The sequence below is a fragment of the bacterium genome (assembly GCA_023228325.1).
Classification (GTDB): Bacteria; Auribacterota; UBA6266; order UBA6266; family UBA6266; genus UBA6266.
In genome coordinates this window covers 1,062,519-1,084,969 of sequence record JALOBK010000001.1, presented here as the reverse complement: position 1 = coordinate 1,084,969, position 22,451 = coordinate 1,062,519, and the positions used below count along the sequence as shown (strand labels likewise).

Genomic DNA, 22,451 nt, shown 5'->3' with positions numbered 1-22,451 from the left:
TTCAGGTTCCTATAAGCCTCTCTTCCTCGCAGTAATAAAGCACCCCGAGCATATAGCCGGTTACCACAAGAAAATAAAAACTTATGAAGTTTATGATGACGGGCATAAAAAACACAAGAGTCACGGATCCTTTATGAATCGCCAGAAAACTGGCCGTGACGTTCATCACAAAACCCATCAGCACCTGAGCCGCCAGGGAACACAGAAAAACTATAAAAACGACTATATACGCTAAAAAAGACCTGAAAATAGCGGCAATCACCTTAAAGGGGTTTACAGCCTGCAATATGTTTTCCGTCACGGCTCCTATCAGAAGCATCATCGGAAGGCAGAACGTGCCCAGAAGCGCCAGGACAATCCCCGGAATAAACCCCAAAACGGATAACAACGTGGGAGTTTGCGTCATAAAACCCCGTCCGCACACAATAAAAACAAGCAAGGAAGGAAGATAAGCGGCGAATATTATTCCTACAAACCTGAAACCCGGCTCAACCGCGTCGCTCCACATATCTTCGAAACTCCAGAAAGGCAACCGGTCTCCCCCGGCCGCGATATTCGCAATCACCTGCATAACATAGGAATAAACCATAAAATAGACGAGAACCCCGACTATCAGGAAAATACAGCCGAACTTAAGCAGAAAATCGGCTCCTATCAGAAGAAAAGCGCCGAATATAAGCACCAAAAGGCCCGCTCCCCGAAAAGGAGCTGCAAACGCCTCGCAAATCCGCAACAGCGATTTCGACGGCATACCGCTTTTCTCCGCGCCATCTGTTTCAGGCCGTCCGCAGGGGAGACACATCTGCCCGCACTTCGGACAGACGCAGGCCGTAGCCGCTTTAACTTTTATTCTCTTGATACAGTCATCGCACCATTCGGAACCGCATTTCTCGCATTTCCACGCTGTCCCCTTATTGCTGTGATTAACACACGGCATGACCTCTTCCCTTTCACCGGCCGAGCTCTACCGTAACCTTGGCCGTCATTGAGTTTGAAATAAGGCAGTTTTTCTCGGCCGCCTTGACGATCTCCGCAACCGCGCCCGAATCATCGGTTTTCTTCGCTTTAATGTCTATCTTAATATTCACTTCTGTCATCAAAGCTTTGCCGTCTTTCATCTCGAGCTTGCCTGTCGCCTCGCTTTCGAAGGATTCAATCTCTATCTTCTTCCTCCCGGCAATGGACATAAATGTGAAGAGTATACAGCTTGAAGCCGCGGCGACATAAAAATCCTCGGGAGTCCACATCCCTTCATGCCCTTTGAATTCGGGGGGAACCGCCATTTCAATGTCGGGTTTGCCGTATGATGAAAGAACGCCCTTTTTCTCTCCGGTCCAAACGATTTTATTTTTGTAAAAATATTCCATAGCTTCCTCCATCAAAAGTTAAAATATTATATCTTGTCAGTTAAACAAATTCGAATATATAATACGTCATATAAATAATAGAAGAAACAAATACTTCATCCGGCGGGCTTGAAAAATTATGTTTTCCAAGCCGCTGATTATGATGTAAACGCTCATAATTGCAATGAATGATATAAAAAAAACAGTTTTGATAACAGGGTGCTCCTCGGGAATAGGGCTTGCCTGCGCCAAGATGCTCCTTTCAAAAGGCTGGACTGTTTTCGCGACGGCAAGAACACAACCGGACCTTGAAAAACTCGAAAATATGGGCTTTATTTCCATTCCTTTGGAATTGAAAATCTCTGAATCAATAAGGCAGGCCGTCAAAACAACGTTCGAGCGCGCCGGCGGGACTCTTTCCGCCCTGGTGAACAACTCGGGTTACGGCCAGCCGGGCGCGGTAGAAGACCTCTCGCGCAGCGCACTGCAGGACCAGTTTGAAGCAAATGTGTTCGGACTCGTCGAGCTGACTAACTATCTTATTCCTGTGTTCAGGAAACAGGGCCACGGAAGGATTGTAAATGTAAGTTCCATTGCCGGGCGCATCGCGCTCCCGTTTCACGGCGCGTACTCCGCGTCCAAATTCGCGCTCGAGGCCATCACCGACGCTTTAAGGATAGAATTAAAAGGCAGCGGGATATATGTATCTCTCGTCGAGCCAGGCCCGATTTTTTCCTCTTTCAGGAAAAACGCCCTTGAAAACTTTGAACAGACCGTGAAAATGAAAGACAGCCGGCATGAAAAAATATATGAGAAAAAAGTCAGCCTGAATAAAGCCGGCAAGTCCGAAAACCTTCATTCAAGGTTTATGCTTCCCCCTGAAGCGGCGGCAAAAAAAATAGTGCGCGCCCTGGAATCAAAAAAGCCTAAAACCCGTTATCTTGTCACCCTGCCCGCTTACGCCGGGGCTCTCCTGAAACGGTTTATGCCGGATTCGGTTATGGACTGGATTATGACGCCGCATGGAATAAGAAAGGCTGAGATTGAGGTTAAGGATAAGGGTTAGGTTAAAGCTGAAAGTTGATCAGACTACAGTGTCCGAAGCGAAACTTCGGACAAATTGACTTTTCCTCCCCCTGATAGTATATTGTGAATGGAGAAACCAATGTCAGCGCCTAAATATGAATACTCGCTTAAAGAGGGTGTTTTGCTGAGGGAACTAATAGAACCCTTAAAAGAAGGGGACATGTTTTTTTCTATATTCGATCCAATGCTCAGGGAATGGGTCCCGGCCAAATTAAGGTTAGAAACTTTTATGACATCTTTCCCTATATCAGAAGAGGAAGCCAACCGGATTTTATCTTCTAAATCTCTTAAAACACTATAATCTTTTAAATTTATCATTCTGTTTATTTTTTCTCTCTGTCTGTCCGAAGTTTCGCTTCGGACAGGGGTGCGACTGTAATTTAATTTACTGTTTTAGGACGTAATTTAAATTACGGTTCATCCCCACGCACGTGGGGAACATAGTAGCAAAATCTTTAATAGGTTGCCTCAACCCGGTTCATCCCCACGCACGTGGGGAACATTCGAGTCTTAGTTCTTTCACCAATAAATCTGTCGGTTCATCCCCACGCACGTGGGGAACATGTGGAAAAAGATATTAAAAACGGAATTTTATCCGGTTCATCCCCACGCACGTGGGGAACATCGAGCGAGGCAGCTATAGAAAAAGATAAGTTTCGGTTCATCCCCACGCACGTGGGGAACATCTGATAGGGAATGGATAGAATGGGGAAACAGGCGGTTCATCCCCACGCACGTGGGGAACATGGTGCAGGCAGGCTCTCCTCGCCTCTGGACGCCGGTTCATCCCCACGCACGTGGGGAACATTTCACCCGACGTCACCGGTTGCTTCCGGTGTTCGGTTCATCCCCACGCACGTGGGGAACATTGGCCCGCACTTCCCCCATAGTCTTTACAGCGCGGTTCATCCCCACGCACGTGGGGAACATTACACCTGAAAACGCAGGGATTAACAGCTGCTCGGTTCATCCCCACGCACGTGGGGAACATTGCAAATCCTGGCGTGCCAGTCGTCGAAACATCGGTTCATCCCCACGCACGTGGGGAACATGGCGGAGGATTAATTATGAAGGCGATTATAAGCGGTTCATCCCCACGCACGTGGGGAACATGGATCCTGGGGCGGCCATATGACTATGACCCGCGGTTCATCCCCACGCACGTGGGGAACATTATTACCAGTTCCAGAATTCCTGGATAACATACGGTTCATCCCCACGCACGTGGGGAACATTTTATGGGGGTTTAATCCCAGAACAACACTGACGGTTCATCCCCACGCACGTGGGGAACATTATCGCCCGGATAGTTTTCATAATCTTGGTAACGGTTCATCCCCACGCACGTGGGGAACATTCCAACGGATTACGGCAGGTCTAAAGGTGTTTCGGTTCATCCCCACGCACGTGGGGAACATACCGGACGCAAATTGTCCCCAGTATAGACGACCGGTTCATCCCCACGCACGTGGGGAACATGATGTGTCTGGCATCAGGGGCAATGTGTCTGACGGTTCATCCCCACGCACGTGGGGAACATTTAAGAGGTATGAAAAAAATGTTATTTTTTTGCGGTTCATCCCCACGCACGTGGGGAACATCCACGGCAGCCGAGAAGAAAGCTGACGAAACTCGGTTCATCCCCACGCACGTGGGGAACATAGATTTAGCCGGGGTCGTGCTTGACGAATACGCGGTTCATCCCCACGCACGTGGGGAACATTGTTTGCGTTAGAATGTGATATGGGCGAACCTCGGTTCATCCCCACGCACGTGGGGAACATTACATAGCTCCGACATACACAATGGCTAAGAGCGGTTCATCCCCACGCACGTGGGGAACATAGTTGTAGATGATTGTATTATCGCTCTATCGCCGGTTCATCCCCACGCACGTGGGGAACATCTAATACTGATGGAGCGAGAACAGCTAACAATCGGTTCATCCCCACGCACGTGGGGAACATAGCCCAATCGGGAACCTCATCGGAACGGGATGCGGTTCATCCCCACGCACGTGGGGAACATTAAATGAATAATTGAAAGATGCCTGGATGATCCGGTTCATCCCCACGCACGTGGGGAACATAAAGTTTGCGGCACACTCCCCTGTTCCAGTTACGGTTCATCCCCACGCACGTGGGGAACATGTTTCACCGCTCTTTATGGGTTCTTTTATTTTCGGTTCATCCCCACGCACGTGGGGAACATGTCAACTAAATCCGGCCGCCCTTCACGTAACTCGGTTCATCCCCACGCACGTGGGGAACATTGTTGGACACGACGTTGTGTCAGGTCATAGGTCGGTTCATCCCCACGCACGTGGGGAACATCGTTGTTGTTGCCTGTCTTTTGTTTGTATTGGCGGTTCATCCCCACGCACGTGGGGAACATCAATAGTTCCACCTCTGACGATAGCATCGTCACGGTTCATCCCCACGCACGTGGGGAACATTATTCCAGATCTTTAGCTCCTAATACCATTGACGGTTCATCCCCACGCACGTGGGGAACATCTACAAGTTCAGATTCCATATAATCGGCAAGACGGTTCATCCCCACGCACGTGGGGAACATCAGATAGCTCTATTATGTCTTGTACTATTGTGCGGTTCATCCCCACGCACGTGGGGAACATCAAACTAGAGGACGGCGCCCCTCTCTTTTGGGCGGTTCATCCCCACGCACGTGGGGAACATGTAGCAGGCCCAATTCCAACAAAATGAAAATGCGGTTCATCCCCACGCACGTGGGGAACATGCCCCCCCCTTTTATTCCACTATTTCTTGTAACGGTTCATCCCCACGCACGTGGGGAACATGGTTGCCCTGGGAAAACCTGAAATTCTGGTCGCGGTTCATCCCCACGCACGTGGGGAACATGGGAACTTTGAAAAGCACAGCATTTCTATAGCCGGTTCATCCCCACGCACGTGGGGAACATCCAATTTCCTTCGCATACTGCTCTTGGGATCGCGGTTCATCCCCACGCACGTGGGGAACATACCGGATTGAATGGTGCAAGGGAAGGGAAAGCCGGTTCATCCCCACGCACGTGGGGAACATCAGTTTTAACGGGAGCAGCGGCGACGCGGGGGCGGTTCATCCCCACGCACGTGGGGAACATTTTTTACTCCTGTAACATATCCATCCAAAATACGGTTCATCCCCACGCACGTGGGGAACATTCCCGCCGTGATATATCCGGCTTGAAATATTGCGGTTCATCCCCACGCACGTGGGGAACATCGGGGCGGAAAATACCAAATCAATTTATCATCCGGTTCATCCCCACGCACGTGGGGAACATTAAATCCAATAAATTAAGAAAATGGAAGTATTCGGTTCATCCCCACGCACGTGGGGAACATTTTTAATACAAACAATACACGAAGCAAGACAGCGGTTCATCCCCACGCACGTGGGGAACATACTATTTATCACGTTATAAACCTACGAAAGTTTAATTAAAAATAAAAAATGGTTTGGTAGGCAAAAAACAGCTTTACCAAAGTTAACTTTTTCTATCAATAACTTCCTTTTTATCTTCCGGCAGAAAAGATACCAGTTTTAAGCCATCAAAATTCACTGGTATGCGTCTATTTTCCCCTAATGTACAAAAATTAAATCCTGATTCCGTTAAATCGTCCCATAACATAACCGCATTCCCATCTTCTATGCCAGCCTCCACATGATTCCAAATCATATCACGAACTTTAACTGAATAAACCCCCACATATACTCCTGTTCTCACTTCCAAAAGCCAAACAGCAAGCCGACCTCTTAGCCGCGGCGGAGCATTTTCAAGAACGATGACCATCATCTGCCAAACTCTCTTTCTCCGGAATTGCCGGAGGCAAAGCATCTTCAGGTGGCTCAGGTTTAGTTATTCCACCTGCAGCTAAAACATCTTCAATCGCAGGAATAATTCTTTGTAATAACTTCGTACTTCTAAATGTTTCCCTGCAAGCATGCCGAACTACTTGTTCAGAATTTTGTGGGTTTTTGGACGCTATTTGAAATGCAATCGGAACAACGGTTTCAAACTTAAATAAATCGGCAATGTCATATACAAAAGAAAGTGGTTTCCCTGTATGAATAAACCCTATTGCTGGAGCATAACCCGCTGCAAGCACTGCGGATTCAGCTATACCATACAATGCTGCTGTCGCCGCACTTAAACATCTATTCGGCATATCGCCTTTATTCCAATTGTCAGTATCATATTCTCTATATTTCCAGGGCACTCCAAATCTTTTTGCGAAAAGTTTATACATTTGTCGAACACGAGACCCTTCAATTCCGCGCAATTGGTTTACACTTCTCTTTGCCGGCGGTTCGTCCCCAAAACGCATACGATACATTTGTTTGACTACTTTCAGGCGTGTATTTTCATTAAGTGCAAGCTGTGCCTGATAAAGCAATCTGTCAGAGCGCGCACCGCCAGGCTGCCCCGACGCATACAAACGAACTCCCGCTTCTCCAATCCAACAAATTAAACATCCAACACGCGCTGCTAAAGCAACAGCTGAGTGAGAAATGCGCGTTCCAGGTTCCAGCATCAAACAAGATACTCCACCTATTGGGATATGTGTACGCACACCGTTAACATCGACCACTACAAAAGCTCCATCCAACACATCAAGATTGCCTTTTTCCACATAAACAAGCGAAACTCGTTCTTTGATGGTAATAGGAGTTAATTTTGGCAATAAAGGATTATTTCCTGTACTCATGTTCGCCGTACCAACATCAATCCACAACCAAATCCCTTTTCCGGTCCCAACCCTTTAAAAAGCATATCACCAAATAGCCTCGACTCAACAACCTCAAGCGTCCCAATAATATCGACTGTACTATATCGTACCGGTTTACCGCCCTTTGCTTTATTAAACTGGATTTGTTGATAACCATCCGCCCTGAATTGCGATATTTTAAAACCGTTTTCTTTAGCGCGTTTTTCCAGCCACCCGTTGCAAGAATCAGAGATTAACTCTTGTGTAGACTGTGTAGATATTTTTCCATTACCACCCTGTGTGCGTTTTTTGTATTTAGCATCCATAACCACATCATGGCGTTTCCCGTCACGCTTAACCGTTGGACTTATCCGCACGCTGAACCCCAGTTTCATTCCTTCTTCTATTTTTGGTGAATAATCTTTGCTTTCTATATGCCATAACCCTATATCGTCAATAGGCGCACGAGCAGAAACCGTATATACAAGTGGCATTCGTCCTAAATATTCTAAACGATATAAAAAATCTCGCTTGCGATCAGGATTATCCCCGAACAAATCCCATACTTCCTGATGCAAGGCATATCCTTTGGTAAATATTTCCTCAAATGCTGAAGATTTATTAAAAATCAATTTGCTTATAATCATATTCCCTCCAGTTATTTTAACGCAGCGTGACACTCTTTCCGTGTACTAAACTGCCATCGACCGCGAGATAATGGAATATCTCTTCTTTCAAAAACATGCTCTTGGATAACACCTGCTATTGCGTCTTCATCCCAATACAACATTTTTTGCCCGACAGATTTAAATCCCAGTGATTGGACATCCAAAAATTTTACTTTTGCTAAAGCTTTAACCAAATAATCAGCTTTAATTACCTGCGCTTCTAGCGGCAAAGCAATAGGACAAGATTTCCGTCCCAAATACAGCACAAATTCCGGCTGCTCTATTTTTGATTGTATTCGCTCTAAACCCCATTCACTTTTCTTAGTTTCCCATAACATAACTGTATACAATCCATCAACACGATAAGCTCTCGTTGAAAGAATCGTGTTTAGATCGCTTTTAATACCAGATAACTCGTGCCTGCGCGTACAATACAACTCTTTACCTGAAGGGACTTGAGCTGTATGATAATCGGCAAGTACTACCCCCATTGATTCGACCTGCACCGCAAACCCTAAGCAGTCAACAAGCCCTCGATGCTTTTCGTCTTCGTCTCTGCGGATTCCCATAGCGGCAGCAACAAGCCCAAGAATCGCCGACTTGCTGGGATGAGCAAAACTTGGCCTTGTTTCTCCAACAGCGATATCGCCCCAAGAACTCATCGGTCCATACAACCGAAATATTAAATATTTCATAAACACCTCACTCGCCGCTGCAATATTGTTTCAGTTCATCCAACGTGCCTTCTGGCTCAACGGTACGCAGAACATATTCCTTAGAATCATCCTTATACACTTCATTAAACGCCTTACGCGTGTTCATTAAAGCTTTTACCGCCTCGCCTAAAACATCTTCCCCTCTCACCGGCTTTAAAAACGCGCTGGCCAATGATCGCGGCTGTTTATTGCCCTTTTCGGCAACAACACAAGAAGCATACGCGCGCGACGCAAAGCTGTTTTGTTTACCGGTTGGGGATACCGTGACTGCCGACTCCACAAGCGCCGATATCGCCTTTTTAACCAACGCGTCATTATTTCCCAAATTTTCCTTTAACAACGTGCGGTCAATACACGCATACAAATAAAACAACCCTGCGCCGAATTCCGCTTCGCCGATATGCCCTGATCCAGAGTGCTCTTCGTGTTTATTCAGGTCATCCACTGCACTGAAATAATCATCCTCTACCGCAGCCTTATGCACCGTAAACGCGTGGGCCACCTGAACAGCGGCTTCAACATTAAATCGAGGAGAGCACGCCATCATGCGCCCGAACATTCCCACATCGGCGCCTGATCCTTTTGTAACAAGCAAATCGTTAACGTCCTTTTCGGTCAAAACCTTCTTGTTGCCGCGTTTTAACTCAGCGATAAGCCGATCAACGTTGGCGATTTCTTCCGGATAGAAAAATACCATCTGTTCAGATTTTAAGGTTTTTTTATCGACATTGCTTTTCTTTGCATCTTTTTTTGCCGTGGTCCTATCCGCCGCTTCTTCCTCGTCATCTGCCTTTCCGTCTTTCTTCATTTTGTCTACAAAAACCGAAGCGATTTTCCAAGCAAGTTCTTGGGCGTTTTTTTCGGCAATCGTAGATTTTTTAGCAGTCTCCGCATCAGCGCCATCGATTACTTGTTTCAGTGTAAGTTCGGTTGTCAATGCGATTTTTATCTTAACCCCAATTTCTTTTGTCCGAATCCCGGTCTCCGCCTCAAACACATCGGCCGTCCGCCAAGCGCGCTTTAAGCATTGCGACGATACGCGCAAACGCTGAGTACCGCCAACAACAACGGTTTTCGGCCGGCCAAGGTCATCCCTATTGAGATTCGACGGGCCGTAATTTGTAAGAATGTGCAGTTGAACAAACTTATTCATGATCTTTCTCCTTTTTTCTCTTTTGCCTGGCTATAATACGCATATGCTAAATCTTTTTTTGTTTTTTCGTTCCACCAATATACTGTTTTTGCCAAATCAATGATATTAACCGTACCCTTAAGTTGACGTATCATGCGAATCATTGCGTGATACAGTTCTTCACGACTATTTATTGCCAGCAATTTCCTAAAACGTAAATTGCTGATAGTTCCGCTCATTTGTTCGGCGACCTTACCGCCCCCATTTTCTTTAATGTGCGCACACAATCCCGCCACACACGCCAACGCTTCTTTGTCTATGTGTTCAGTTTCAAGCTTGTTGTACAGCCGGTGATAAGCCGGTAAAAATACCACCTCTGTCGGGCTGTGCGCGCGGCGCAATTCTGCCCGGCCACCGGTATCGTGCTCAAGCCCGCTCCACCAGCTTAAGATATTTCCGTAATCAACTTCGTTCATGCATCCCCCTCCTTCGTTTTAGGCAATCCAAGTATTTCTACTTTCAACTTCTTTCCGTATATGCGTTTCCTTAATTCATTATAAGCCTTTGCCACACGTTCCGCGTTTATCTGGTCTATAAGGTCCGATTGGGACATATCATCAAAAATGTTTTGAGCCTTTCCGACAAGATACTTATGCCAAGCCTGTCGAATGCTAAGCCCATCCTTACCCACCATGATCTCATCACGCAACAAAGCGATCTGCCGGTAAAACTCAGGTTCTGTTTCCTGCCAAAACCTCTGGTTTACCGCAGCTTTAATTTTGCGTGTATAATTCTTGTCCTTCTTTTTCTTTTCTTTCATTGCATCCGACACAGCATAAGACAATAAATCGCAAACCTCATCAGCCCCGCGAATCAACACCGCAATTTCTGAATTATAATGTTCCCATTGCATTTCGTCTTCTATAAAAACAACCGGCATTACACCTTCATACCAGCAGCATGCTTTCATGTTATCCATATCATATCCAAACGCCCATAGCCTAAAATTATTCAAGCGCCTGCTAAATGCGGCATTAATTACCCGTGCCGGCTCATTCCCCTCATTGGTAGTTTGAATATAGCCCAGCCAATATCTATACCCAATGGCTTCATGTTGATGTACCGATAAAATTAACCCATCCTTATTTTTATAAGTGGGGGTCAATGGATGTACAAAACCATTATATTTAACCCCACTATGCTTAGTATAATATGACTCTATTAACTGCCCCATTTCATGACACAAATCACATCTCCCCTCTTTATTAGTAAAAATCAATCGTATACGACGAGGCATGGACCAATATATCTGTGTAGGATGTACATCCTGCGGAGTAGTACTATTGTCGTTCTCACTCGTTCTCGTTTTAGCGCACCAAGGAAATTTATCGCCATCTAAAATCTTTTCTTTATTGGCAAGCGTCATGAATTCATTCCCCGAAAGAACATTATGCCACAATGTTCCCCAGAGTTCTTCTCTCGCAATCACTGTACTCACCGGGCCACCACCTCGTAACCCTACACGAATTCCTCTACCGCCTGCTGGTGCATTAATCTGCAATGTTATCAATGCTTGCACACAACAATTCCAACACAACATTTTAGCTCGATCTCTTTTAATAAAGAAATCTGTTCTTTTCTTCAAAGCCTGTTCTCCTGGAGCATCTATACAAAGTTTCTCAATAAGTTGCGTGTTTTCTTCCTGTTCGATTTCATCCCCAAACTCCTGCATAAACCGCGGCCCAGCACCGTCAAGATTAAACGCAAAGGCTACCGGTTCAAACTTCTTCTTAAGTTCATCTACTGAAGGCGGATTATTAAGCCATAGCCGCCAATCGCTATTTTGTTTCGGCGCGCAGGTAGTCTGCAAAAGCCCTATCAAAAACTGAATAAGTGCGCCGTCAAAATCGGGGCGCACTACCGCCAATTCGACGATCTCCTTGTCGGTGCCAATACCTTCCGTGATCTGCCACGGCGCGATTTTTACCTTATCACCGTTTTTCCTGCGCACAGGAATCCATGCATCATTAATCAGATTCATCGATTTCTCCTTGTTCTTGTATCAACAACCCTCGTTTTTTATCGTATGTCACAATTACCGGTTTACCTTTGTCGTTACGCGCCTTTCCATAAAACAAGCCGTCTTTTTCAACCAGAACAACCACTACGCAAAACTTGCCTTTATCAGGCATTCTTGCTTTAACTGCCTCTATCTCACTACGATAATCTTCTGCCTCTTGTGCTATCCAGTATCCCCTGATAGAAACTTCCGAAAGCTTCCAATCATCACGAAAAAACGGTATAAGCACACCATCCCGCCACAATGACAATCGGACGATTGTAGAGACCTCACCTAAACGCGTCGGCGCTTTTTCATCATCTGTCCAATTACTATCCGGCATATAACCACTTTCTATATTTAGCCCCTCCCACTGGGCCATGCTTGTCTTGGTTTTATCCTTGATATGCGCATTATCCTCTTGCCTTTGCAATGTTTCAGGAATATCATTTTGTCTCTCCTCCCCATAAACAAATTCAATCATATCCCGTGCATCCTGCGGCATGTGAAATTTTTCGTGTCTGTCAAGCCATCGCGCGGTTAGCCATAAATGACCATGATGTTCATATATGTTTGCGGCTTTAGGAAAACCCGCTTTATACCAGTCGGCTTTTGGTTTATCAACCAACACTGGGGAGAAAACAATTAATTCAGGGATACCTCTTTTATCCTTTCCGAAAATACGATTTCCTCTTTTATCCCGCGCGTGACGGCACAATCTTCCAGCTCGCTGAATAATCAAATCGATCGGCGCAAGATCAGTTATCATACAGTCAAAATCAACGTCTAAGGATTGTTCGATGACTTGTGTGGCAATGACCAATCGTCCTGTCCGCACCTCAGCATTGGACTTTTCATCGAAGTGTTTAATTATCCGCTCTTCCATCAGTAGCCTATCACCCAAGGTATACCGCGCGTGAAATAAAATAATCTTCTCTGTGTCTATCTCTTTGACCGCCGTTTCATACGCTTTCTGTGCATCAAAAACGGTGTTACGAACCCAGCATACATTCTTCCCTACCGCAACCGCACGTTTTATTACATCAAGCACTTCATCGAACTCATACATCAAGACAGTCTTCACATCCCGATTCAAGTTATGCGGCGAATCAACCGCCGTTTCGCTGAAATCAGTACCGGAAATAGCCGTAACAAGCGGATATTCCTGACATAGCTGTACTGCATGGTCATAGCGCAGTCCTATTCCGCTGCTAAACGCTTCGAGAAACTGTTTGCGAATTGAAACCGGCAGCGTTGCGGACAATAAAATAACGCTTCCTCCCTGTGCAGCGTGAAACTTCAGCAATGTGCACAGAAGCTTATTCATATACGAATCATAAGCATGCACTTCATCAACAATAAGAACTTTGCGATGCAAACCTAAAAGCCTCAGTGATTGATGTCTTGTCGGCAATATCGCAAGCAAAGCCTGATCAATCGTCCCGACACCCACATGCGCAAGCAACGCTTTCTTCCGGTTATCATACAGCCACTCTTTCGCGTCTATCTGCGCATTTTCGCTGTCATCCTCGTCAACAGATTCTTCCATGCTGTTTTCTAAAGCAAGAAACTGACGATGGGCGCTATGGGCAAGGATAAGCACAGGATTTGACTTGTCAACAAACAACTTTCGATAGACCTGTTCAACGCGTTCGTGCATGGCATTCGCTGTAGCCATAGTCGGCAAACCAAAATACATTCCGTCAGCATAACCGGCTGATATTAACCGATGCGCCAACATCAATGCGGCTTCTGTTTTCCCAGCACCGGTTATTTCTTCGATAATAAAAAGGCTGGCCGCCGAAGACAAAGATACATCCTCAGAAAATTTCTGTAAAGGTGTTGCCTCTTTATTAAATAACTGCCGCACATTTAATACGCAAGCGGGTCGAACAGGAAGAACCCCGCATTCATCAATTGCGATTCTAGCTTGAGGCAGAGCTGTTCGATTCCAATAATCATGAAGCGATTGCTTTGTTTCTTGAAACGGAAACCAGCGAGTATTGGAACCTATCCAGTCCGCCAAAACAAGAAGCCCGGCAATAGACCATGAGAGTTCTTTCATCAATTGTTCTTCGAGTAACAAGAATCCAATATCTGAGGAAATACCACAAACACCTTTTACCTCTTGAGCAAAGGTCACCGCATCATCAACCGGAAATTGATTGGTATCAAAATATGAATGAATTGCAATCTTTGGAGGCCGACCATGATGACCAGATGAAGCAGCAAACCACGCATCCATAAAATCTAAAATCGCATCCTTATCTCCATCGAAAATTTTACCTGCATATTCACGCCAGAAGCGGTGCCCCAAAGACCAATGTTTCTCCTGATATGCCGTTGTTAAAGAAACTCCCTTCAACTTTGTAACTAACTCTGGTATTTGATTCTGAAACCCGTCTGAAAATTTCCCGATGTCATGAACAACACACAAAAATGTAATAATTGGGATTATTTCCGCTTTCTCGCATTTCAACTTTCGCGCGATATATTCGGCAATCCCTAACAGTTCAGATAAATAATACCCCACTGCTGCCACATCAAGACAATGATATGGTAGCAAATGATAATCCCACCCGCCGGCATCGCGTTTTTTTACTTTACCCCAATATTTATAATAACTTTCCACTATACAATGCTTCCTTGCTTTTACCTCACACAAATCTTATAAGTCCCACACCTTTAAAACATCAAAAAACAAAATTAAATACCCTGGATTTAATAAGCGAAACAAAGATTTCCCTTAATTTCTGCTATTCTCATTGTGTTGCAACAAAAAAACACCCTCTACAGATTGCATCCGCAGAGGGTGTTTTTAAAAATGTCCGGCTGTCAAAAGCGGAACAAACTTTACATAGACCCATATTACAGATACAAGCGTAAAACTCAAGATTTAATTTTTATACTAACACACCCTCGCGACAGCATACTGTCGCCGATAAAAATTATTCAAAATTTATTTTCCCGTAACGGCGACAAAATAAAGAATGCCTTTCTGCCCTAACCTGTCCGAAGCGAAACTTCGGACAAATTGACTTTTCCATTCCTTGATAGTATATTGTGAATGGAGAAACCAATGTCAGCGCCTAAATATGAATACTCGCTTAAAGAAGGGGTTTTGCTGCGGATGTGGCTTAATCCACGGGAAGACACAAGGGGAGCTGACATGTTTTCCATGTTCGATCCCAAGATTGATGAATGGGTTCCTGCTCCAGGAAGCTTAGAAATTTTTATGACATCTTCTCCTATTTCAGAAGAGGAAGCTAAGCGGATTTTATCTTCTAAATCTCTTAAAACACTATAATCTTTTAAATTTATCCTTCTGTTTATTTCTTCTATAGCCCGCTTTTTCTCACACCTTCTGTAAAATTATATTAAATCGTTCAAAAACCCTATCCAGGTCAAAGCTCTCATTAGCTCTAATCACCGGCATAAGGTCTGTCTCCACCTGCCTGCGTAAAAGCGCCAGTTTATCCGGGCTTAGCCCAAAGTCTTTTTTATAGTCGCCGGCGTAACCCTCATCGGTAATTTTGCGTTTAAATAACCTGATGAACTTATCGCTGTGAAAATCAAACCCGAAATCAGCGATATGCCAGAGGTCATAAAAATCCCTTATCGCAACATCTTTACGAGATATTGCCGCCTTTAGCTTCTCGGCCACGGCCTCTTCCCATGATAATGACAGGACTTTCCCTTGAGGAAATAAGTCCTCTCCGGTAAAAGGGTCTTGATAGAAATGTTTGATTTCCGTATTGACAGGCTTATCGATCGGGGGCTGGCGAAGCGATATCTCGATCTTTATTAAATCGTCCTTCCCTGTCAGCACCGAAGGGTACTTGACTTTAAAAACATATTGTGTTGAATTGTTAAATCCCTCGCCCTTCGGCTTGTCGCTGGATAGTTGAAGCGTCTTCAAAAAATCCGGCATTTTTTCGCGGATAGGTGTAATGGCTTTTGACCGCTGTGGCCTTGCGGTTAACGGAGAGCAATAAGTAAAATCGAGGTCCTCGCTCAAGCGGTGATAGTTAAGATGCGCCTTGTTTAATAAGGTGCCTCCTTTGAAAATAATCTTATCGCTCAATAACGCCTCAATATTATTAAGTATCAGTGTGAGATAATAATCCTTCTCGACTATAACCGGCCTGAACCGTAACTTTCGCGCGATTGCTGAGATAAGGTCCTTGAATTTTTCTTTATCTGTTAACAATGATCTTCCACTCCTTATTTATTTTGCCTTTGCGGGATTTATTCGCAGGATTAAGAACAACAAAAGTATCTTCCCGGCCGATATTCCTCTGTAGTTTCTTCAGGGCGTTATTACTGCATCCGATCTCTGCAAGAAAAAATCCCGCGCGCTTACGCACTGAAACAACGGGAAACTGATTAAGATAGTTGATAAATTTTTCAAGATCTATATCTACAAGGCAGCTCTTGAGGACATTTGCCACATTAGCGTAAGAACCGATGGGGTTATAGACAAAGTCGACTAACGTGCGTTCCTTATCGCTAATATAAATGTCTATATCTTCAATTTTTATTTTCTGAATACCGAAGAATTTCTTTTTATCGATCTTTAATGCTTCATATTTCACATCGCCGATTGTTTTTTTAACGTTCTTTTCCAGATTGAGTATAAAGACGGTTTGCGGAATCTGCTCGGTAAATCCCCAATAATTATACATAGTGAAGTAACCGACATAATAAGGGATGTCCCCCATCCACAACGCCACAACCACAAATTCATTGGGTGACCACTGCTGATTGGGAGCCTTGATCGGCACAATAAGGTATTTCCCCCTTTGGATCTGAAGCAGCCGACCCTTACGCGTAAGGGTATCCAAAACGTCAGCCGCCCTTTTACGGCTTGGAAACAGACGGCCGGCGAAGTCGCTCGTTATGAGTTTTTGCCGCTCATATTCTGCCCGGGAAATAAGATATAACTCGTCTTTTGACAGGTTTGCATAACGATTTCCGCTCATTGTAGCATTATCTCCTAAATCGCCATAATGGCGAATTGAATGATTATGATACAATATATCTTTTTGATGATTGTTGTCAATGAAAAATGCTGCGCGCTATATCGTTATATAAGAATTCGCCAAGAAAAAATTTAGAAAAGCTTAAGTATATCTTTCACGGTCGTGGTGGCAACACATAATACCGTGTCGGCTCCGCCGTAATAAACGAAAACCTCGCCGTTTATCTCAACCACCCCGTTCGAATAGGTCACATAAGGTATAATCCCTTTTCTCTCATAACACATTTCAGGGGCAAGAACCGGCGTCTTGTGCCTGTATATTATTTTTGAAGGGTCTTTAAGGTCGGCTACGGCAAGCCCCAGAGAATATCTCCACCTGCTATCCACGCCGTGATATATATGCACCCAGCCGTTCCTGGTTTTTATCGGAGGAGCGCCGCCGCCGATTTTATAATACTCCCATTTAAATCGGGGTTTCATCACAATCCTGTAATTGAACCACGTCTTCAAATCATTTGATTCCGCGCACCACATATCAGGCTCTATGCGGTGATACATAAAATACCTGCCGTTAACTTTTTCAGGGAGCAAAAATCCGTCCTTATTCCTCATCCTGTATAAAGGATATGACCTTTCGGCCCAGTCCCATTTTTGCGTTAGGAAATCTTTCAGGGAAATCGAAGTCAAACCTATCTGTATGCAGTTATGTCCGACTTTTCTTAAAAGATTACTCATGCCGCTGACCTGGCCGAAAGCGGTGTATGTCATATAAAGCCTGTTTCCCAGAATAACCGTTCTCGGGTCTTCAACTCCCCATCTTTCAAATTTGTTGTCTTTTCTGGGAGAGAATACGGGCCGGGACAACCTCTCGTCTATATTAAATCCGTCTTTTGTGGAAGCGTATCCCAGGGAGGAAGGCATTTTATCTTTTTTCTGCGCCCTGTATATGAGATGAATCTTCCCGCCGGCATAAACGGCGGCGGCATTGTAAACCATTTCCTTTTCCCATCCCGAGCCGCGGGGTTTGAGAACAGGGTTTTTACAATACCTTTTCAAAAAACTCATTTATTGATTCTCAGAATATCATTAAGTTTCGCGGTGGCAAGACAGATAACAGTATCCGCTCCGCCGTAATAACAGAAAAGCTCATCTCCTATAAGCACTGTCCCGCAGGTAAAAACAACATCCGCCACATAACCCTGCGCCTCGTATTCTTCGGCGGGTGTTAATACGGGATACTCGCTCCGGAAAATTATTTTCTCGGGGTTTTGCAGGTCAAGCAGCATCATTCCCAGGCTGTAAGCGCCGAAACCTTTTTTATTGGGCTTATCCTTCCACTGCACGCCGTGATAGATAAAAAGCCAGCCTTTACCGGTTTTTATCGGGGGTCCGCCGGCGCCGACTTTAGCTTCGTCGAACAAGCCCGGCCTTGGGCTCGCCAGTATTTTGTGGTCCTCCCAGTTAATCAAATCGTCCGAGTAAGAAATCCATATGTCGGGCGGGATCCTGTGTATAAGGGCGTAGCGGCCGTTTATTTTTTCGGGAAACAGGGCCGCGTTTTTATCGTCCTTATCGGGAACAGGCAGCACGGGCAGGATACACGAATACCGTTTCCAGTCCCATTGATTTCCCAAAAATTTATTTACCGGAAGAGATGCCATGCATACATTCGCCTTCTTCCCGTCAAATCCGGCGTAAGTCATATAAACATTGCCGTTTAACTCCACTATCCTCGGGTCTTCCACGCCCCTCGTTTCATATTTATCAGCCGGTGAATATATCGGCTTATCCAGCCTTTTATCAATATCATATCCGTTTGAACTAAACGCATAACCGAAATGCGAAATCTGGTCAAAACCCATTCCCCTGTAAACAATATGCACTCCCTTGTTGTAATAAGCCGCGCAGTTAAAAACACATCTGGATTCCCAGTTGTGTTCCTTTATGGGGCTCAATATAGGATTCCTGTTGTACCGTTTGAACATTGCCGCCTCCCTCCCGATCATTTTTTCAAAAGGCCCTTGAAATATCTGATGAATTCGGCCGCTACTCTGGAAGAACAGTTTTTATCCAGGTAATTCCTGGCGTTTTTAAGAATTTTTTTGGTTTCAGGCGAATTATCAAATATGTTTTTCATCGCGGAACGGAACTGTGTAAAACTCCTGAACAAAAATACAGAGTCTTTCACCATCTCAACAAAATTCGAATCCCTCGCAATAAACGGGCATCCCGCGCCAAGGCACTGATATATAGTGCTTGAAACGGCAACCCAGGGAAGAGACCCTTTGTTAAACACCGTCGCATCCGCCGCATGGAGATAATCATATATCTCTTCAACCGTTAATGTCTGTTTTCTTATCTCCACCATGCCTTTCGCGAATTCCGCAAACGGCTTGACCCGCAGGAGCGTCGGCTGGTGGTTGGCAACGATCACTATATATATGGGATATTCTTTTCTCATTTCCCAGAGCCACGGGATAACTTCCGCGCCGGTTGCAGAGGCGGGACCGAACATAAATATGATTTTCCTGTCCGCGGGTAATTTTAATTTCTGCCTGGCCTTCGCCTTGTTCCCCGTTTCCCAGGGAATACAGGGATAAGGAATATATTTCAGGATATCCGAAGGATACCCTTCTTTCAAAAAATCGATATATCGCCGGTCAAAACCCACAATGCCGTCCCAGTCAAATTGATGGAATGAAGGGTCATCCGTCAATTTTCCGTCATGAACAACCGTTACCGTTTTTGATTTTTTCTTTATCCAATGGAATATCCTGCCGAGTTCATTCTTAGGGAACATCCCTATGTCTTCAGCCAGGAATATATCATACTTCTCCCTTAAAAAAGGCACCGCGTCGAAATAAACCGGGTTTGCCTTAAAAGTGCTGAAACAGCGGTGGACATACGGTTCATCCTTATCGACTATAGCTGTGCCGTGGAAATTTTCGGGGATAAAGGAAAAGACTTCGATTTTATGGCCCATTTTCACAAATTCCCTGCCTATAAACTCCGCATGGATTGAAGCTCCCGAATCGGAATTCCACGCGCTCATAATACCTATCTTCATAAGACACCCCTTTCACAGAAAAAAGGAATAACATGGACTTACAGTAACCGGCTGACAAATGATTTTACCAGAAAACCGTCGGTTAAGTAATTAAAAATTTACCCGCTTGATTAGAAAACCGAAAATCATTAGAATGTTAGAATTAAAATAATGAAAACTCCGGGAAAAAAGATTAAAGCGGTTATTTTTGACTGGGGGGGCGTGCTGATAGACAACCCCGCCCCCGGACTGTTAAAATACTGTTCAAAAAAAATCGGAGTGCCGCAGATAAAACTTGCCGCTATATTCTCCGGACTGAAAGACTCTTTCCAAAAAGGCATATTGCCGGAAAAATCCCTCTGGGAAAAAATCCGCAGGGAGCTTAACGCTTCGGAGAAAGAAATCGAATGTATCTGGGAAAAAGCGTTCAGGGAAGTCTATTCAGAGAAAAAGGAAGTCTTTGCTCTTGCTGAAAAACTCCAAAAAAAAGGCTATGTTACCGTGATACTCTCCAATACAGAGCTGTCCGCCGTAAAATTTTTCGAGGAAAAAAAATACAGTATGTTCGACATAAAAATATTTTCCTGTCTTGAAAAAACAATAAAACCCGAAAGCCGCATATACAGGATAACCATGGAGAGGCTGAAACTGGAAGGCGCCGAATGCCTTTTCATCGATGACAAAAAAATAAACGTCTCAGCGGCGGAAAAGGCCGGCATGAAAGCCATCCTGTTCAGGAATGTCCGGCAACTGAAAAAAAGTCTCAGGGAATATGCCGTTTCATGGGATTGACGCTTTTACTGGGAAGCATCTCTTCTTCGGTCGGCAAGCAGTATAAGGTTCTTTAATTCCTTCTCGTCCCTGGCCTCCATCCATTTTTTGTCAAAATCGGGATTTTGAGTTATTTCGGCGATAGCCGCAAGGCTTCTCAGGTGAAAATTCCTCTCATCCTTCGAACCGACAAAAATAAAAAGCGCATGCACCAGTTCATCATTTGGAAATATGATGCCTTTTTTAGATCTCGCGATAACCGCGCTGAAAATCTTCTCGCCCGCTACGACTATGTGGGGGATTGCCATGCCTTTTTTTATGACGGTGCAGCAAACCTGTTCCCTCTGTATAAATTTGTCGAATAATTCGCCGCTTCCAAGACCGATAGAGGGAGAAAGGACGTCGGATACGCTTTTGAAAAAATCCAGGTAGCCCAGGGTTTTTTCCTTTATATCCATTACAGGGCTGGCTTCCATCATTTTGTGGAAGCGGTCCTCAACAATAGCGTCCCTCTGCATCACGACATCTTTTAATTCCGTCAAAAGATTATCGGAGCCCAGGTCAATATCCCTCGAAATAATCCTCTCAAGAGCATAAATGAGAGCAAAATCCCTGCTGGTTCTTTTCTGTCCGTACAGCCTGTACCACATAAAGCCGAAAAACAGAAAAATCAGTGTGAGGAATACGACGAAAGAACCCATTTCTATCAAAAGAAAACCGCATCCCAGGATACCCGCCACCTGAAGGTAAGGATAGAAAGGCGACCTGAACTTCGGACGGTAACTCTGTATTTTGCTTTCACGGAACATAATAACCGTGAAATTCGCAAAAATATATAAAAGTATTAAGATGCTGGACGCTACTTTTACCAGCAGTTCGACTTTCAGGATTGTTATTACCGCGACCATAAACAGGCCGGTAATTATTATTGCCATATAGGGCGTGTTGAACTTTTTGCTGACTTTCTGCAGCACGGGGGAAACAAGTTTATCCCTGCTCATGCTTAGAGGATACCTTGATGCAGTCATAATAGCCGAGTTCGCCGTGGAAATAAATGCCAGGAAAGCCGCTATGCTTATCAGTATCTGAAGAGGTTTTCCTCCCAAAACCGCGGCGCCGTCAGAAATAGGCGTCAATGTTCCTTCAAGCGAAACAGGGTTCATAATACCTACGGTCACAAATATCACAAGAGTATATATGACGGCGGTGAAAGAAAGCGACAATATCATTCCCAGGGGCAGGTTTCTGCCGGGGTTCCTGGCTTCTTCGGCTAAAGCCGCAACCTTTGTAAGTCCTCCATACGATATAAAGACAAAACTTGCGGCGGCGAAAACAGGAGATATTCCCCTGCTGAAAAAAGGCGTTATCTTCAACATATCAACTGAACCTAACCCGGCAAGAATGTAATAGAACAATATGGCCAGAAGCCCGATAACAAACATCACCTGCGCCTTACCCGCTTCTTTAATTCCCATAATGTTCAATATTACAAACAGCACGCAGCACACAAGGGCAACTGTCTCAATCGGAAGATTCGTAATAATGCTGAGATATGCCCCCATCCCGATAAGAGCAAAAGCCCCTTTAAGGCTGAGAGAAAACCATGAGCTGTATCCGGCAAGCGTTCCCATTAAAGGACCGAAACCCCTCATAATGTAAAAATAATCGCCGCCTGCCCGCGGCATCGCCGTGACCAGCTCGGCCATACTCAAAAGAGTCGGAATGCAGAGAAGCCCGGCGATAATATATGACAGTATGACAGCGGGACCGGCTATTGCAAAAGCCAAACCCGGAAGAATAAACAGCCCGGAGCTTATCATCGCACCTGTCGCGACGCAGAAAATATCCAGCAGAGAAATTTCTTTTTTCAGTTTTACGCTCATCACGCCCTGTTTTCTTATGCTTGCATAT

Annotated in this window: 20 protein-coding genes and 1 CRISPR repeat array; of the genes, 4 read left to right on the top strand and 16 right to left on the bottom strand. The window is 44.9% G+C overall.

Annotated features, from left to right (window positions below; genetic code table 11):
- Position 1: 1 nt before the first annotated feature.
- Both M0R36_05210 and M0R36_05205 read right to left on the bottom strand, forming a co-directional pair.
- Positions 2 to 937, bottom strand: a complete 936-nt coding sequence (locus M0R36_05210; protein MCK9555195.1) for a DUF4013 domain-containing protein — start codon at positions 935 to 937, stop codon at positions 2 to 4.
- 13 nt (positions 938 to 950) lie between these two features.
- The gene (locus tag M0R36_05205; protein ID MCK9555194.1) at positions 951 to 1,367 is read right to left on the bottom strand and encodes an OsmC family protein; all 417 of its coding nucleotides are present in this window, start codon (positions 1,365 to 1,367) and stop codon (positions 951 to 953) included.
- A 163-nt stretch (positions 1,368 to 1,530) separates the two neighbouring features.
- Here M0R36_05205 and M0R36_05200 point away from each other — a divergent pair, with 163 nt between their 5' ends.
- Both M0R36_05200 and M0R36_05195 read left to right on the top strand, forming a co-directional pair.
- The gene (locus M0R36_05200) at positions 1,531 to 2,412 is read left to right on the top strand and encodes an SDR family NAD(P)-dependent oxidoreductase (protein ID MCK9555193.1); all 882 of its coding nucleotides are present in this window, start codon (positions 1,531 to 1,533) and stop codon (positions 2,410 to 2,412) included.
- A 99-nt stretch (positions 2,413 to 2,511) separates the two neighbouring features.
- Positions 2,512 to 2,733 (top strand): hypothetical protein, encoded by a 222-nt coding sequence (locus tag M0R36_05195; protein MCK9555192.1) that lies wholly within the window; start codon positions 2,512 to 2,514, stop codon positions 2,731 to 2,733.
- Between the two features lie 112 nt (positions 2,734 to 2,845).
- A CRISPR array of direct repeats spans positions 2,846 to 5,863; the repeat unit is 29 nt; unit sequence CGGTTCATCCCCACGCACGTGGGGAACAT.
- Positions 5,864 to 5,945: 82 nt separating this feature from the next.
- On the opposite strand, the gene cas2e is transcribed toward M0R36_05195, so the two are convergent.
- The 8 genes from cas2e to cas3 are packed head-to-tail and all read right to left on the bottom strand — an operon-like array spanning position 5,946 to position 14,374.
- Positions 5,946 to 6,254 (bottom strand): type I-E CRISPR-associated endoribonuclease Cas2e, encoded by a 309-nt coding sequence (cas2e, locus tag M0R36_05190; GenBank protein ID MCK9555191.1) that lies wholly within the window; start codon positions 6,252 to 6,254, stop codon positions 5,946 to 5,948.
- On the bottom strand, positions 6,235 to 7,167 hold the full coding sequence (gene cas1e, locus M0R36_05185) for a type I-E CRISPR-associated endonuclease Cas1e (protein ID MCK9555190.1): 933 nt from the start codon (positions 7,165 to 7,167) through the stop codon (positions 6,235 to 6,237). The genes cas2e and cas1e overlap by 20 nt, the downstream gene beginning before the upstream one ends.
- Positions 7,164 to 7,814, bottom strand: a complete 651-nt coding sequence (gene cas6e, locus M0R36_05180; protein MCK9555189.1) for a type I-E CRISPR-associated protein Cas6/Cse3/CasE — start codon at positions 7,812 to 7,814, stop codon at positions 7,164 to 7,166. Before cas6e ends, cas1e begins: the two co-directional genes overlap by 4 nt.
- An 11-nt stretch (positions 7,815 to 7,825) precedes the next feature.
- Positions 7,826 to 8,530, bottom strand: coding sequence for a type I-E CRISPR-associated protein Cas5/CasD (gene cas5e / locus M0R36_05175; protein MCK9555188.1), 705 nt, complete (start codon positions 8,528 to 8,530; stop codon positions 7,826 to 7,828).
- A gap of 7 nt (positions 8,531 to 8,537) precedes the next feature.
- Positions 8,538 to 9,704, bottom strand: a complete 1,167-nt coding sequence (gene cas7e / locus M0R36_05170) for a type I-E CRISPR-associated protein Cas7/Cse4/CasC (GenBank protein ID MCK9555187.1) — start codon at positions 9,702 to 9,704, stop codon at positions 8,538 to 8,540.
- Complete coding sequence (casB, locus tag M0R36_05165; protein ID MCK9555186.1) at positions 9,701 to 10,159, bottom strand: type I-E CRISPR-associated protein Cse2/CasB; 459 nt, start codon at positions 10,157 to 10,159, stop codon at positions 9,701 to 9,703. Before casB ends, cas7e begins: the two co-directional genes overlap by 4 nt.
- Entirely contained in the window at positions 10,156 to 11,724 is a 1,569-nt protein-coding gene (gene casA, locus M0R36_05160; GenBank protein MCK9555185.1) for a type I-E CRISPR-associated protein Cse1/CasA, read from the bottom strand. Before casA ends, casB begins: the two co-directional genes overlap by 4 nt.
- Positions 11,711 to 14,374 (bottom strand): CRISPR-associated helicase Cas3', encoded by a 2,664-nt coding sequence (gene cas3 / locus M0R36_05155; GenBank protein MCK9555184.1) that lies wholly within the window; start codon positions 14,372 to 14,374, stop codon positions 11,711 to 11,713. Before cas3 ends, casA begins: the two co-directional genes overlap by 14 nt.
- A gap of 447 nt (positions 14,375 to 14,821) precedes the next feature.
- Between cas3 and M0R36_05150 the strand changes: the two genes are divergently transcribed.
- The gene (locus tag M0R36_05150; GenBank protein ID MCK9555183.1) at positions 14,822 to 15,049 is read left to right on the top strand and encodes a hypothetical protein; all 228 of its coding nucleotides are present in this window, start codon (positions 14,822 to 14,824) and stop codon (positions 15,047 to 15,049) included.
- Positions 15,050 to 15,097: 48 nt separating this feature from the next.
- Here M0R36_05150 and M0R36_05145 read toward each other — a convergent pair whose 3' ends face one another.
- The 5 genes from M0R36_05145 to M0R36_05125 form a co-directional block, all read right to left on the bottom strand.
- A complete protein-coding gene (locus M0R36_05145; protein ID MCK9555182.1) occupies positions 15,098 to 15,952 on the bottom strand; it encodes a nucleotidyl transferase AbiEii/AbiGii toxin family protein in 855 nt (284 codons plus the stop codon).
- Positions 15,939 to 16,724 carry a hypothetical protein gene (locus tag M0R36_05140; protein MCK9555181.1) on the bottom strand — a complete coding sequence of 262 codons (786 nt, stop codon included), beginning with the start codon at positions 16,722 to 16,724 and terminating at the stop codon, positions 15,939 to 15,941. Before M0R36_05140 ends, M0R36_05145 begins: the two co-directional genes overlap by 14 nt.
- 131 nt (positions 16,725 to 16,855) lie before the next feature.
- Entirely contained in the window at positions 16,856 to 17,788 is a 933-nt protein-coding gene (locus M0R36_05135; GenBank protein MCK9555180.1) for a glycosidase, read from the bottom strand.
- Positions 17,785 to 18,708, bottom strand: a complete 924-nt coding sequence (locus tag M0R36_05130; protein MCK9555179.1) for a glycosidase — start codon at positions 18,706 to 18,708, stop codon at positions 17,785 to 17,787. The genes M0R36_05135 and M0R36_05130 overlap by 4 nt, the downstream gene beginning before the upstream one ends.
- Before the next feature lie 17 nt (positions 18,709 to 18,725).
- On the bottom strand, positions 18,726 to 19,790 hold the full coding sequence (locus M0R36_05125) for a hypothetical protein (GenBank protein ID MCK9555178.1): 1,065 nt from the start codon (positions 19,788 to 19,790) through the stop codon (positions 18,726 to 18,728).
- A gap of 150 nt (positions 19,791 to 19,940) precedes the next feature.
- Here M0R36_05125 and M0R36_05120 point away from each other — a divergent pair, with 150 nt between their 5' ends.
- Positions 19,941 to 20,561 carry an HAD family phosphatase gene (locus M0R36_05120; protein MCK9555177.1) on the top strand — a complete coding sequence of 207 codons (621 nt, stop codon included), beginning with the start codon at positions 19,941 to 19,943 and terminating at the stop codon, positions 20,559 to 20,561.
- 5 nt (positions 20,562 to 20,566) lie between these two features.
- On the opposite strand, the gene M0R36_05115 is transcribed toward M0R36_05120, so the two are convergent.
- Positions 20,567 to 22,423: an amino acid permease gene (locus M0R36_05115; protein ID MCK9555176.1), complete on the bottom strand. Its 1,857-nt coding sequence runs from the start codon at positions 22,421 to 22,423 to the stop codon at positions 20,567 to 20,569.
- Between the last annotated feature and the right edge of the window lie 28 nt (positions 22,424 to 22,451).

Coding starts and splice junctions, on each gene's coding strand:
- M0R36_05210 (MCK9555195.1), bottom strand. CDS start 937: ATGCCGTGTGTTAATCACAGCAATAAGGGGACAGCGTGGAAATGCGAG.
- M0R36_05205 (MCK9555194.1), bottom strand. CDS start 1,367: ATGGAATATTTTTACAAAAATAAAATCGTTTGGACCGGAGAGAAAAAG.
- M0R36_05200 (MCK9555193.1), top strand. CDS start 1,531: ATGAATGATATAAAAAAAACAGTTTTGATAACAGGGTGCTCCTCGGGA.
- M0R36_05195 (MCK9555192.1), top strand. CDS start 2,512: ATGTCAGCGCCTAAATATGAATACTCGCTTAAAGAGGGTGTTTTGCTG.
- cas2e (MCK9555191.1), bottom strand. CDS start 6,254: ATGATGGTCATCGTTCTTGAAAATGCTCCGCCGCGGCTAAGAGGTCGG.
- cas1e (MCK9555190.1), bottom strand. CDS start 7,167: ATGAGTACAGGAAATAATCCTTTATTGCCAAAATTAACTCCTATTACC.
- cas6e (MCK9555189.1), bottom strand. CDS start 7,814: ATGATTATAAGCAAATTGATTTTTAATAAATCTTCAGCATTTGAGGAA.
- cas5e (MCK9555188.1), bottom strand. CDS start 8,530: ATGAAATATTTAATATTTCGGTTGTATGGACCGATGAGTTCTTGGGGC.
- cas7e (MCK9555187.1), bottom strand. CDS start 9,704: ATGAATAAGTTTGTTCAACTGCACATTCTTACAAATTACGGCCCGTCG.
- casB (MCK9555186.1), bottom strand. CDS start 10,159: ATGAACGAAGTTGATTACGGAAATATCTTAAGCTGGTGGAGCGGGCTT.
- casA (MCK9555185.1), bottom strand. CDS start 11,724: ATGAATCTGATTAATGATGCATGGATTCCTGTGCGCAGGAAAAACGGT.
- M0R36_05150 (MCK9555183.1), top strand. CDS start 14,822: ATGTCAGCGCCTAAATATGAATACTCGCTTAAAGAAGGGGTTTTGCTG.
- M0R36_05140 (MCK9555181.1), bottom strand. CDS start 16,724: ATGAGCGGAAATCGTTATGCAAACCTGTCAAAAGACGAGTTATATCTT.
- M0R36_05135 (MCK9555180.1), bottom strand. CDS start 17,788: ATGAGTTTTTTGAAAAGGTATTGTAAAAACCCTGTTCTCAAACCCCGC.
- M0R36_05130 (MCK9555179.1), bottom strand. CDS start 18,708: ATGTTCAAACGGTACAACAGGAATCCTATATTGAGCCCCATAAAGGAA.
- M0R36_05125 (MCK9555178.1), bottom strand. CDS start 19,790: ATGAAGATAGGTATTATGAGCGCGTGGAATTCCGATTCGGGAGCTTCA.
- M0R36_05120 (MCK9555177.1), top strand. CDS start 19,941: ATGAAAACTCCGGGAAAAAAGATTAAAGCGGTTATTTTTGACTGGGGG.
- M0R36_05115 (MCK9555176.1), bottom strand. CDS start 22,423: ATGAGCGTAAAACTGAAAAAAGAAATTTCTCTGCTGGATATTTTCTGC.